This is a genomic window from Lacisediminihabitans profunda (assembly GCF_008040105.1).
Classification (GTDB): Bacteria; Actinomycetota; Actinomycetes; order Actinomycetales; family Microbacteriaceae; genus Lacisediminihabitans; species Lacisediminihabitans profunda.
Window position 1 is genome coordinate 429,002 of the sequence record NZ_VRMG01000008.1, and the last position, 12,124, is coordinate 441,125.

Annotated in this window: 13 protein-coding genes; 8 read left to right on the top strand and 5 right to left on the bottom strand. The window is 70.1% G+C overall.

All coding sequences use genetic code 11. From position 1 onward, the window contains the following. Positions 1-50: 50 nt before the first annotated feature. Positions 51-1,001 carry a PDR/VanB family oxidoreductase gene (locus tag FVP33_RS12950; RefSeq protein ID WP_147784068.1) on the bottom strand — a complete coding sequence of 317 codons (951 nt, stop codon included), beginning with the start codon at positions 999-1,001 and terminating at the stop codon, positions 51-53. Beyond that, on the bottom strand, positions 998-1,618 hold the full coding sequence (locus FVP33_RS12955) for a helix-turn-helix domain-containing protein (protein ID WP_342779870.1): 621 nt from the start codon (positions 1,616-1,618) through the stop codon (positions 998-1,000). Before FVP33_RS12955 ends, FVP33_RS12950 begins: the two co-directional genes overlap by 4 nt. A 214-nt stretch (positions 1,619-1,832) precedes the next feature. On the opposite strand from FVP33_RS12955, the gene FVP33_RS12960 reads away from it, so the two are divergent. The 8 genes from FVP33_RS12960 to FVP33_RS12995 all read left to right on the top strand — a co-directional run bounded on the left by FVP33_RS12960 (position 1,833) and on the right by FVP33_RS12995 (position 9,430). Then, positions 1,833-3,101 carry an amidohydrolase family protein gene (locus FVP33_RS12960; protein WP_147784070.1) on the top strand — a complete coding sequence of 423 codons (1,269 nt, stop codon included), beginning with the start codon at positions 1,833-1,835 and terminating at the stop codon, positions 3,099-3,101. After that, positions 3,102-3,881 carry an ABC transporter ATP-binding protein gene (locus FVP33_RS12965; protein WP_147784071.1) on the top strand — a complete coding sequence of 260 codons (780 nt, stop codon included), beginning with the start codon at positions 3,102-3,104 and terminating at the stop codon, positions 3,879-3,881. Further along, on the top strand, positions 3,881-4,732 hold the full coding sequence (locus FVP33_RS12970) for an ABC transporter permease (RefSeq protein WP_147784072.1): 852 nt from the start codon (positions 3,881-3,883) through the stop codon (positions 4,730-4,732). The genes FVP33_RS12965 and FVP33_RS12970 overlap by 1 nt, the downstream gene beginning before the upstream one ends. A 68-nt stretch (positions 4,733-4,800) precedes the next feature. Then, complete coding sequence (locus FVP33_RS12975) at positions 4,801-5,979, top strand: ABC transporter substrate-binding protein (RefSeq protein WP_147784073.1); 1,179 nt, start codon at positions 4,801-4,803, stop codon at positions 5,977-5,979. A gap of 7 nt (positions 5,980-5,986) precedes the next feature. Then, entirely contained in the window at positions 5,987-6,748 is a 762-nt protein-coding gene (locus tag FVP33_RS12980; protein WP_147784074.1) for an SDR family NAD(P)-dependent oxidoreductase, read from the top strand. A gap of 23 nt (positions 6,749-6,771) precedes the next feature. Continuing rightward, the gene (locus tag FVP33_RS12985) at positions 6,772-8,088 is read left to right on the top strand and encodes an FAD-binding oxidoreductase (protein ID WP_147784075.1); all 1,317 of its coding nucleotides are present in this window, start codon (positions 6,772-6,774) and stop codon (positions 8,086-8,088) included. Further along, entirely contained in the window at positions 8,085-8,861 is a 777-nt protein-coding gene (locus FVP33_RS12990; protein WP_147784076.1) for a creatininase family protein, read from the top strand. The genes FVP33_RS12985 and FVP33_RS12990 overlap by 4 nt, the downstream gene beginning before the upstream one ends. Next, positions 8,858-9,430 carry a pyridoxamine 5'-phosphate oxidase family protein gene (locus FVP33_RS12995; protein WP_147784077.1) on the top strand — a complete coding sequence of 191 codons (573 nt, stop codon included), beginning with the start codon at positions 8,858-8,860 and terminating at the stop codon, positions 9,428-9,430. Before FVP33_RS12990 ends, FVP33_RS12995 begins: the two co-directional genes overlap by 4 nt. On the opposite strand, the gene FVP33_RS13000 is transcribed toward FVP33_RS12995, so the two are convergent. The 3 genes from FVP33_RS13000 to FVP33_RS13010 form a co-directional block, all read right to left on the bottom strand. Continuing rightward, the gene (locus FVP33_RS13000; RefSeq protein WP_147784078.1) at positions 9,427-10,053 is read right to left on the bottom strand and encodes a class I SAM-dependent methyltransferase; all 627 of its coding nucleotides are present in this window, start codon (positions 10,051-10,053) and stop codon (positions 9,427-9,429) included. The genes FVP33_RS12995 and FVP33_RS13000 overlap by 4 nt on opposite strands. After that, complete coding sequence (locus FVP33_RS13005) at positions 10,050-11,075, bottom strand: methylenetetrahydrofolate reductase C-terminal domain-containing protein (RefSeq protein ID WP_147784079.1); 1,026 nt, start codon at positions 11,073-11,075, stop codon at positions 10,050-10,052. The genes FVP33_RS13000 and FVP33_RS13005 overlap by 4 nt, the downstream gene beginning before the upstream one ends. Positions 11,076-11,214: 139 nt before the next feature. Further along, positions 11,215-12,057 carry an alpha/beta fold hydrolase gene (locus FVP33_RS13010; RefSeq protein ID WP_147784080.1) on the bottom strand — a complete coding sequence of 281 codons (843 nt, stop codon included), beginning with the start codon at positions 12,055-12,057 and terminating at the stop codon, positions 11,215-11,217. Between the last annotated feature and the right edge of the window lie 67 nt (positions 12,058-12,124).

Here is a 12,124-nt window from a genome sequence, read left to right on the forward strand (position 1 = left end):
CGTCCTGCACAACGCGCGTGGCTCCACGAATTCAATCACCGCTAGACGGACTACAGGTCGAGCACGAGCCGCGGTCCGGCCGCGCGGGAGACGCAGATGTACATCACCGTGTTCTCCGCCTGCTCGTCCGGCGTGAGAATCGAGTCCCGGTGGTCGACCTCGCCCTCCAGCACCACCGTCTCGCAGGTGCCGCAGGTTCCCTCGCGGCAGCTCGACAGCACGAAGGCGCCCGCCTCCTCCGCGAGATCGAGGATGCTTCGCTCCGGCGGCACCGTCACCGTCACTCCCGTGCCAGCGAGTTCCACCTCGAACGCCTCGTCGAGCACGGGCGGGCCGAGGGTCTTCGCCTCGAAGCGCTCGACGTGCAGCGGCCTGCCCGCCGCGGCGGTCTCGACCGCGTCGATGTAGTGGGCCGGACCGCAGCAGTAGACCACGTAGTCCGGATCGAGGTCGGCGAAGAGGGAGTCGAGATCGAGTCGGTCCCCCTCGTCGGAGGCGTGCACGACCACGCGGCCCTGGTGGGCCGCGCTGAGCTCGTCCACGAGCGCCATCGAGCTGCGGGACCGCCCGGAGTAGTGCAGGGTGAAGTCGACTCCCGCCGCCGCGGCCGCGTCGACCATCGCCGCGATCGGCGTTATCCCCACTCCGCCGGCCAGGAACAGGGAGCGGGTGCCGGCCGGCGGCGCGAAGGCGAAGTGGTTGCGGGGGCCGCGCACGCGCAGGGCAGCGCCGACATCCAGCGCGGAGTGCAACCAGGCCGAGCCTCCCCGACCGGTCGGCTCGCGAAGCACGCCGATGCGCCACGATCCGGCGGGGGCCGGCACCAGCGAGTACTGCCGTTCGCCGATGCCGGGCAGGATCACGTCGATGTGCGCGCCGGGGGTCCAGGCGGGCAGCGCCGCCCCGTCCGGGGCGCGCAGCTCGAAGATGTCGACGTCGTCCGACGCACGGCTGCGCCCGACCACGACCGTGTCGAGTTCGGTCTCGTGGTGATCCGTCACAGTCGTACCGGCTTCTCTTTCACCACGAAGAGCCGATAGCCGTCGGCGTCGATGGCGCTCCAGCGGTGCGGCGTCCCGCCCACGTAGTAGAGCGAGTCGCCCTCGCGCAGGGTGGACGTGCCATGCTCCGCGAGGTCGATCACCACGGTGCCTGCCACCACGTGCACGAACTCGTCCTCGGCGTGAACGAAGTACTCGCCGGCGTCGAGATTGTCGCCCGTGAACTCCATGGGGTGGAACTTGCGCCTGCCGTGCACGAGCAGCCGCCCGGTGCCGCCGCCGTACGGTCCGCGGGTGCCCTCGTCGGCGCGCACGAGCACGGTCGGGGACTCGGTCGACTCCGCCTCGTCCTCGGCCGCCGCCATGAGCTCGAGCTGGCTCGACCCCAGGGCTCGCGCGATCTTCTCCAGCGACACCATGCTCGGGCGGGCGCGGCCGCGTTCGAGCTGGCTGAGGAACGGATGCGACAGCTGGGCCAACGCCGCCAGCTGAACGAGCGTGAGGCCGCGGGCCCGACGGAGGGCGCGGATGCGACCGCCGATTGCCGCGGCCTGCTGGTCGATCGCGGTCTCGAGCGGGGGGTCGAGCGTGCTGACGTTGTCCTCCTGGTCTGCGATTGGGCCGGCCTCCGGCGGGCCCGGAGTCCACTATCGCCGCACCGGCGGGATCGGCGGCGGCCTTCTCCCGGCAATTTACACGTCGAAACGGGGCCGTTACACGCCGGAAACGCGCGGTGCCTAGCCTCGACAATGTTGAGGTTATCAACATTCGCGTGTAACCGGCTCAGCGCTGCGGTGGCTGCACACCCCCTTGGATTTAGGGAGGCCGCCCATGCCCACGCTTCCCCGTCGACTGACCCTGCTGACAAACGCCGCGCTCCCCGACGGCTCGCTGGTCGACGTCGAGCTCGACGGCGACACCGTGTGCAGCGTCTTCCCGGCCGGCACCGGTCGACCGGCCACCGCCCATCTGCCGGGTGCCTCCCTCGATCTCGACGGCTTTCTGCTCCTCACCGCGCCGGCCGAACCGCACGCCCACCTCGACAAGGCGCTGTCCTGGGACCTGATCAACCCGCCCATGGGCGACCTGGGCCTGGCGATCGCCTCGTGGAAGGACTACTCCTCCGTGATGACGGTGGAGAGCATCGCCGATCGGGCCAGGGAGGCCGCGCTGCTCATGCTGCGGCAGGGCACGACCGCGGTGCGCAGCCACGTGGACATGCTCACCGGGGACGACCCGCTGCGCGGCGTGCACGCCCTCTGCCGGGTGCGGGACGAGCTCGCCGGCCTCATGGACATCGAGCTCGTCGCCCTCGCCGGCTGGAACACGATGGACTCCACCATCGAGCAGGCGCTCGACCTCGGCGTGGAGCTGGTGGGCGGGGCCCCTCATCTCGCCCCGGAGCCGCACGACGACCTCGGCCGTCTGCTCGCGATCGCCGAACGCCGAGGCGTCGGCGTCGACATCCACACGGACGAGGGCCTGTCCGGCGAGCCCACGATCATCGAATTCGCCAGGATCGTGCGGGACTGGCCGGCCACCCGGCCCGCCTCGGCCGGGCACTGCGTGCGCCTCGGCACTCTCGAACCCGATGTGCTGCAGGCGGTGATCACCGAGGTGCTCGCGAGCGACATCGGAATCATCTCCCTGCCGATCACGAATCTCTACCTGCAGGGCTGGCAGCACGAGGTGTCCACGCCGCGCGGCCTCACCGCCCTGCGCGCGCTGCTGGATGCCGGAGTGCGGGTGGGGGCCGGCGCGGACAACGTGCGCGACCCGTTCAACCCGGTGGGGCGCAGCGACGCTCTCGAGACGGCGTCGCTGCTCGTGACCGCCGGCCACCTCACGCTCGACGAGGCGTACGCCGCGGTGAGCTCCGGGGCGCGCTCGGTGATGTCTCTCCCCCTCGCCGGCGTCGAGGTAGGGGCCCGGGCGGAGCTGCTCGCCGTGCGCGGCGCCTCCCTCTCGGATGTCGTGGCCAACGCCTCGGCCGACCGTTTCGTGATCCACGCCGGCAGCCTCGTCGCCCAGAGCCGGGTGACCTACGAGGTGGCCGCGCCCTCCCCCGCTCCGCTAACCAGAAGAGAGGTGATGCTGTAGATGTCCGCGACAGCTCCCGTGCGGCCCACCGCCGCGTCCCGGTCCGCCGGAACCCTGCTCGACTTCACCAACGTGGAGATGACCTTCCCCAACGGCACCGTCGCCCTCCGCGGGGTCGATCTCACCGTGAAGCGGGGCGAATTCGTCACCGTTGTCGGCCCATCGGGCTGCGGCAAGTCGACGCTCCTGCGCATCGCGTCGGGTCTCGAGGTGTCCTCGGAGGGCAGCGTCGTCGTGGACACCGATCGCATCGGCTACGTCTTCCAGGACGCGACGCTGCTGCCCTGGCGATCCGTCGCCGACAACGTGGAGCTGCTGGCCGAGCTGAACGGCATGAAGGCGAAGGAGCGCCGGGCGAAGGCGCAGGAGGCCATCGATCTGGTCGGGCTCGGCGGCTTCGAGAAGAACCTGCCCAAGCAGCTGTCCGGGGGCATGAAGATGCGCACCTCGCTCGCCCGCTCTCTCACCCTCGAACCGGAGCTGTTCCTCTTCGACGAGCCGTTCGGCGCCCTCGACGAGATCACCCGCGAGCGCCTCAATGACGAGCTGCTCCGGCTCTTCGTGGAGAAGCAGTTCGCCGGTCTCTTCATCACCCACTCCGTCTCCGAGGCCGTCTACCTGTCGACCAAGGTCGTGGTGATGTCGGGCCGGCCCGGGTCGATCGTGGGCACCTTCGACGTGCCTTTTCCCATGCCGCGGGATCCGGACATCCGCTTCACCCCGGAGTTCGGAGCCCTCGTCGGCGAAGTCTCGCACGCTCTCCGAGAGGGGCACCGCTGATGGCGTCCGTCGACCAACTCGCCCTCGCGACCGGTCGCGTGGCCCGGGACGCCCGCATCCGTCGGGTCTACGCCAGGCGAAGCGCCCAGTGGTGGCCGCCGATCGCCGTGCTGGCGTTGCTCGTGGGCTTCTGGTACCTCGTTGCCGCCTACTACGACAGGGTGCAGGGCCTCGCCTTCCTGGTTCCGTACCCGCACCTCGTGCTCAAGGCCGCGTTCGCCGATCCGCTGTTCTCGCCGCAGCTGGTGCAGGACCTCGGCAACTCGACCCAGGTGGCGCTCACCGGTCTGGTCGTGGCGATCATCATCGGAGTGGCCTGGGCGATCCTGATGTCCCAGGCGAAGTGGATCGAACGTTCGCTCTATCCCTACGCGGTGATCCTGCAGTGCATCCCGATCCTCGCCCTCGTGCCGCTCATCGGCGCCCTCTTCGGCTACGAATTCCTCTCCCGAGTGATCGTCACGGTGATGATCTCGATCTTCCCCATGGTCTCGAACACCCTGTTCGGGCTGCAGTCGGTGGATCGGGCGCAGCGCGAGCTCTTCACCCTCCAGGGCGCCGGTCGCTGGACCACGCTCACCAAGCTGCAGTTTCCGGCCGCGCTGCCGTCGATCTTCGTCGGGCTGCGCACGGCGGCCGGCCTCTCGGTGATCGGCGCGATCGTGGGCGACCAGTTCTTCCAGCGCGGCACCCCCGGCCTCGGTGTGCTCATCCAGGTCTCCACCTCGAGGCTGAACGGCGCGGGCACCTACGCCGCCATCCTCACCGCGTCGGCGCTCGGCGTGGTCGTCTTCCTCGTCTTCGGACTGCTCGGCCGGCTGGTCGTCGGCAAATGGTACGACTTCGGCTGATCTGCCCGGTTTCCCCCGCAATTTCCACCCGCACCACCCTTCGCACCCCACCACCAAGAGGAGTAGCAATGCACAGAACAGCAGTCCGCTCCACCATCGCCGTCGGCATGGTGTTCGCTGCGGGAATCGCCCTGGCCGGTTGCGCGAGCAGCCCGTCCAGCAGCAGTAGTTCGGCACCGACCGCCGCAGCAGGCGCCGTCGACCTGTCCGCCGTCTGCCCGGCGACCGTCATCATCCAGACCGACTGGAACCCGGAGGCCGACCACGGCCACCTCTACCAGCTTCTCGGACCGAATCCCGTGATCAATGCCGACAAGAAGTCGGTGAGCGGCGACCTCTACTCCGGCGGCAAGTCCACCGGGGTCAAGGTCGAGGTACGCTCGGGCGGCCCGGCCATCGGCTACTCCACCGTGAGCTCGGAGCTCTACAAGGACAAGGACATCACCCTCGCCTACGTCTCCACGGACGAGGCCGTGCAACTGTCGGCGACCCTGCCGACCACCGCGGTCTTCGCCGAGAACAACATCTCCCCGCAGATGATCATGTGGGACCCGTCGACCTATCCCAAGGTCAAGACCATTAAGGACCTCGGAGAGGCGCTCAAGGCGGACGGCGGGGTCGTGCGCTACTTCCAGGGTGCCGCGTACATGGGCTACCTGCAGGGCTCGGGGATCCTCCCGGAGGCGCAGACCGATGGCGCCTACGACGGCACCCCGGCCAAGTTCGTCACGGCCAAGGGCAAGGACGGCCAGCAGGGCTTCGCCACCGCCGAGCCGTACATCTACCAGAACGAGGTGAGCGCGTGGGGCAAGCCGGTGGACTTCCAGCTGATCAACGACACCGGCTACCCGATCTACCCGGAGGCCGTCTCGGTGCGCAGCGGTGACCTCGAGAAGCTCGGCCCGTGCCTCAAGAAGCTCGTGCCGGTGCTGCAGCAGGCCGACGTGGACTACATCTCGAAGCCGGCGGCCACCAACAAGCTCATCGCCGACCTCGTCACGGCCTACAACAACGGCTGGGTCTACTCCGAGAAGGTCGCGGACTTCGGCGTCGGCCAGATGACGAAGCTCAAGATCGCCTCGAACGGCGACAACGCCTACGTCGGAGACTTCGACGTGGCACGGGTGCAGAAGGTCATCGACATCGACACCCCGCTGTTCACGAAGACCGGGTCTGCCCCGAAGGCCGGCCTCAAGGCGACCGACCTGTTCACCAACGAATTCATCGACAAGACGATCGGATTCTGACCCCCTCATGAATGATCCACTGGTGACGGCGACCGGGCGGCTCGCGGGCAAGCGCGTCGTCGTCACCGGTGGGGCACGAGGCATCGGCGGCGCGATCGCCGGCCGATTCGCGTCGGAGGGCGCGAGCGTGGCGATCCTCGACCGGCTCGTCGACGAGGGATCGCGCCTCGCCGTCGCGCTCGGCGGCAGCTTCCACTCCGTCGACCTCGTCGACCCGGTGGACACGATGGCCGCCACCGAGGCGGCGATCGCCGGACTCGGCGGCATCGACATCCTCGTCAACAGCGCCGGCATCCTGCGCCTCCTGCCGTTGCTCGAGGTGACCGTCGCCGACTGGAACGAGATGTTCTCCATCAACACCCGGGCCATGCTCAGCACCATGCAGGTGGCCGCGCGGTGGATGATCGCGGCCGGCGATGGCGGCAAGATCATCAACCTCGCGAGCATGGCGGCGAAAAAGGGCGGGGCCGGCGAGGGCCACTACGCCGCCTCGAAGGCGGCCGTCGTCGCCCTCACCCGCGTCGCCGCGCTGGAGTGGGGCGAGCACGGCATCGTAGCGAACTCGCTCTGCCCCGGCTACGTTCTCACCGACATGGGCGCCGCCACCCGCACCGACGACGACGTGAAGACCTGGTCGTCGTACTCCCCGCTCGGCCGTCTCGGCGAGCCGTCCGATGTGGCGGGCGTCGCCCTGTTCCTCGCGTCCCAGGACGCCAACTACCTCACCGGCCAGGCGATCAACGTCACCGGCGGCATGGTCATGCACTGATGCCCGATCCAAAGGAAATCCCCATGAACGACACCCTCACGGCACTCGAAACCGAACTCCGCGGCATCCTCGGCGACAAGGGGGTCAGCGCGGAACTCGTCGCGCGCGAGCGCGCGTCGGTGGACGGGTCCCGGCTCTCCCCCGTGATCACCGAGCAGCTGCCCCTCGGCCTCGCCGACCTCGTGGCGTGGCCGACCACCGCCGAGCAGGCCGCCCTCGTGGTGGCCGCCGCGGTTCGTCACGGAGTGCCGATCACCCCGCGCGGCAAGGGGACCGGCAACTACGGCCAGGCCATTCCGATGAGCGGCGGACTCGTGCTCGACCTGTCCAAGGCGCGCACGATCGTGGAGGTCGGGGACGGCTTCATCACGGCGGATGCCGGGGCCTCGCTCGCGGCGCTCGAACAGGCCGCGAACCGGGCGGGCCAGCAGGTGCTGATGTACCCGTCCACCGCGAACTCGTCGATCGGCGGCTTCCTCTCCGGCGGCTCCGGCGGCACCGGGTCGATCAAACACGGCATGCTGCACACCGGGTTCGCCCTCGCGCTCGACGTCGTGCACGCGGTTCCAGACGCGACAATCGTGCGGGTGGCGGGCGCGGATGCCGAACCGTACATCCATAACTACGGCACGGCCGGCATCATCCTGCGCGCGACGGTCGCCCTCGAACCGCTGCAGGACTGGCGTGGCTTCTTCGCGAGCTTCGACACCTTCGAGCAGGCGCTCGCGGTGATCCGCCCCTTCGCCGACCTCGAGCCGACGCCCCGGCTCGTGTCGGCCGACCAGGCCACCCTCGCCAACGCGCTGCCGACGGATGCGGCGATCCCCGCCGACCGGGCGAGCCTGCGGGCGATTCTCGATGTCGCATCCGTCGCGGAGGCGACCAGGCTCGTCGAGGCGGCCGGCGGTCGCGTCGAGGACGTGCGGGAGGGCGCCCAGGCCTCGATGAAGATCAGCATGATGTCGTACAACCACCCGATCGAGTGGCTGCAGAAGGCGTATCCGGACACCTACTTCCACGTCGAGGTGTCGGGCGACGCGCTCGTCGACCGCATCGACGAGGTGCAGGCCGTGTACCCGGGAGGGATGCTGCACATCGAGGCCCAGAAGGGCCGCCCGATCGGGATGCTCGCGGGCGTCTACTCCAGCGCGGAGGAGGTCTACGCGGGCTTCGACCGGCTGGCCGATCTCGGGGTCGGCTACCACAACCCGCACCAGTGGTTCGTGGACTACCAGCCCGAACGAACCGCGCGCCTGGCCGAGACGACCGACCCGCATGGCCTGCTCAATCCGGGCAAGCTGCGGCGCGAACCGGCCGTCGTGACGGGAGACCAGCGATGAACTCTCGCGACCTGGTCAACCTCTCCGGGCCGGCCGCCGCCGCCGCCCTCACGGCCGACTCGATCCTCGTGTTGCCCACCGGGGCGATCGAGCACCACGGCCCGCACCTGCCGCTCTCCACCGACTTCCTCATGGCCGACATGATCGGCCGCGTGGTGGTCGAGACCGCGGCATCCGCCGGGCAGGATGTCTGGCTGCTCCCCTCGCTCGCCTACACGAAGTCGGACGAGCACCACTGGGCGCCCGGCACCGTGTGGCTCACCTGGGACACGCTCATGCAGACGGTCGTGGACATCGGCCGCTCGGTCGCCGCAACCCCGGCGAAGACTCTCGTGTTCTACAACGGGCACGGCGGCAACATCGCGCTGCTGCAGGTGGCGCTGCGTGAGCTGCGCCGCCGCTTCGGACTGCGCACCTTTCTCATGGGCACCGGGATCACCGCCGGCGATGGCTTCGACGGTCCGGACGAACGCGGCTTCGGCATCCACGGCGGTCACGGCGAGACGTCGATGATCCTGCACCTGCGGCCCGACCTGGTGGACATGACCCAGGCCGATCGATGGGTACCGGACCACCTGGCCGACCTCGAACACATCAAGTTCAACGGCGGCCCGGTGAGCTTCGGCTGGCTCAGCAACGACTTCGGCCCGGTGGGCGTGATCGGCGATGCGAGCGGCGCGAACGCGGAGGCGGGCAAGCGAATCTTCGACCGGGCGGTGGCCAACGGCGTCGCGGCCCTCGCCGAGATCGCCGGGTTCAGGCACCAGCCATGAGCGAGCCGAGCGAGCCGTGGGCCCTCGCGGCCGAGTGGCTGCCGGCGAACGACGATCCAGAGCGGCCGCAGATGACGGTCGCGACGGTGTCGGCGTCCGGGGAACCGGACGCCCGCACGGTGCTGCTGACCGAGTTCGACGGGCAGGGCTTCTACTTCCACACCGACGCGCTGTCCCGCAAGGCGGCGAGCATCGTCGCCAATCCCGCCGTGGCGCTCGCCTTCCTCTGGCCCGGTTTCAGCCGCCAGCTCGTGGTGCAGGGCCGGGCCGAGGTGGCGCCGGCGGCGGAGATCGCGGCGGCCTACCGGTCGCGTTCGCCCTACCTGCAGCAGCTCGCCTGGCTCAACACCTTCGAGTACGCGCAGGCACCGGATGAGGAGCGCCGAGCCCGCTGGGCGGCCTTCGCGGCGTCCCACCCCTCCGGCTTCGATCAGCCGGAGAACTGGATCGGATTCCTCGTTCGTCCGAGCCGGATGACGTTCTGGACGAGCGACCAGGAGGCGGCGAGCCGCCGCCTCGAGTACCGGGCCACCTCGGGCGGATGGACGGTCGCGCACCTTCCCGGCTAGTCGGTGGGTCGACGGGCGAGCAGGATGGCGTCGATGGCGACCCCGCCATCCACCGGCCGCTCGACCTGGCGGCATTCGATGACCTCGAGGTCGGTGCTCGCCGCCGCGGCGCGCAACTCGGCGACATCGTGCAGGATCAGCGGGTTCTGCGGACCTCCGATGCCTCGGCTGAGATTGTCGCGATCGTGGCCGATCATGGCCAGGGTGCCGCCCGGCCGGAGCGACGCCGCGGCGTTGGCGACCGCCCGGGCGAGTTGCTCGGCGGGGAGCTGAAGGTAGGCGATCACGACGAGGTCGACCGGCTCCGGCGCGACCCAGGTCGTCGCGTCCGCGACGACCCAGTCGATGTCGGTGTCCACGCCGTCAGTGCCGGCGCGGAGCTCCGCCGCGCGCGCCTTGCCGATCGCGAGCCCGGCCGCCGAGAAGTCCACCGCCGTCACCGGCCAGCCGAGGGAGGCGAGCCACAGGGCGTTCCTGCCCTCGCCCGCCGCGAGATCCACCGCCCGGCCAGGTGGGAGCGCGCCCACCGTCGACTCGATCCAGGCGTTCGGCCCCCTCGACCACACCGTCGATCCGGCGGCCGCCGCCTCCGTGTACCGCTCGTCCCACATCGCGTTGCTCATTGCACCAACTCCAACTCATCCGAAATCCGCGCGAGTGCCTCGGCGAACCAGGCCTCGCCACCCGGGTCTGCCCCGCCGGACAGGTTCACCCCCGCGACCCCGTCGATCGCGAGGAAGGACCGCGCGAGGTCGGCGGCGGAGGCCACACCCTCCGCGAACGGGTCGCGCGCGGCGAGGATGCGGTCCAGGTAGCCGTCGGGGAGCACGAGCGTCGTGAAGCTCCGCAGCAGTTCCGCGCTGGCCCGGTCGACGACGATCGGCACGCAGGGGATGAACCGCATCGTCACGCCGAGGTCCCTCGAGGCTCCGACGAACGCCGCGACGGCCGCCGCGCCTCCGCAGTGGTTGACGAAGCAGACCTCCGCTCCGGCGCGCTGCTTCTCGAGAAGCCGGGAGGGGCGGCGATCCACCGGCGGGGCGGCCGGCGACTCCGCGACCGAGACGAGGTGCCCGTTCGCGCGGGCGAGCGCGGCCGCCTCCGTGGAGTCGAGGTCGAACACCGGCCGGGCGTCGGGCCGCGACCCGGTGAGGGTGTGGTCGCCGGTGACGCAGTGCACCCCGGACACGCCGACGTGGGCGAGGCCGGCGAGTTCGCCCTCCATCGCCACTCGGTTGCGGTCCCGGCAGTTGAGGCCGGTCCAGACGTCGAGTCCGGAGCTCCGGATGAGGTGGGCGCGATACGAGGGCGAGTACTGCACGCGCGCGGTCCCGGCGTCCCCGGCGAGCACGGCATCCACCCGACCGGTCAGCGCCGCCGCGCACTCGGTGATCGAGCGAGCATCCAGCGCCCGTGCCGGAAAGTCGGCGACCACGATCTGGCGGGTAGAGAGCAGCCCGCGCATCCGCACGGCACCCTCGGACTGCCGCGCCACCGACGGGCCGGGAGCCCCGCCCCCGTGCCAGCGCGCGGTCGGCGTCTCGAGGAACACGCACGGGTGCGGTGATACCTCGCAGCTGCCGTCGAACCTGACCCCGCCGCACGGCCCGTACTCCATGAGCTTCGGGCACTCCAGCAGGGTCATTGCCCCAGCCTAGGCCGCCCTCGAGCAGGGAGAAGCGCGCCTCGCGGCGGGGAAATGGGCTTGCGGAGGGCGTCCTAACCCCCTCCGCGAGCAGCCTTCCCCCCGCCGCCGGGGCCACCGCGAGGGATGCGGCGACGAGCTACCTGGCGAGGAAGGCCAGCAGCGCGGCGTTCACCTCGTCGGTGTGGGTCCAGAGCAGGCCGTGCGGGGCCCCGTCGACCTCCACGTACTCGGCCTCGGGGAAGACGCGGTGGAACTCGCGGCCCGACGCGTCGATCGGCAGGATCCGGTCCTTCGTGCCGTGCAGGATGAGGCTGGGCGTGCCCGAGGCGCGCACCTTCGCCACGTCGCCGCGGAAGTCCTCGATCCAACTCGGCACGACCCCGGCGGCGACGATGGCGGCGCTCGACGCGGCGACGTTCCAGCTGTTGCGCACGGCCTCCTCGCTGATGCGGCTGCCGAGGTTCTCGTCGAGGTTGTAGAAGTTCTGGTAGAAGCCGGTGAACCAGGCGAAGCGGTCGGCGGATGCCGCCTCGGCGATGCCGTCGAAGACCTCGCGGGGAACGCCGGTCGGGTTGTCGTCGGTCTGCAGCAGGAACGGCTCGAGGGAGGCGAGGAAGGCGAGCTTCGCCACCCGGTCGGCGCCGTGGTTGGCCACGTAGCGGGCCAGTTCGCCGGTGCCCATCGAGAATCCGACGAGCACGACATCCGTGAGGTCGAGGGTCGTCAGCACGGCGTCGAGGTCGGCGGCGAAGGTGTCGTAGTCGTAGCCCACGGTCGGCTGGCTGGACTGCCCGAAGCCGCGTCGGTCATAGGCGATCACTCGGTAGCCGGCGGCGAGGAGAGCCTTCGTCTGGCGCTCCCAGGAGTGTCCGTCGAGCGGATAGCCGTGGATGAGCACGACCGGCTGTCCAGACCCGTGGTCCTCGTAGTACAGCTCGATGTCTGTGGAGTTCTCCTGGCCGACGGTGATGTACGACATGCTGGTCCCTTCGTAGAGTCCCGAGAACGCTCGTTCTCGGCTGGTTCTCCCATCCTAGAGAACGCTG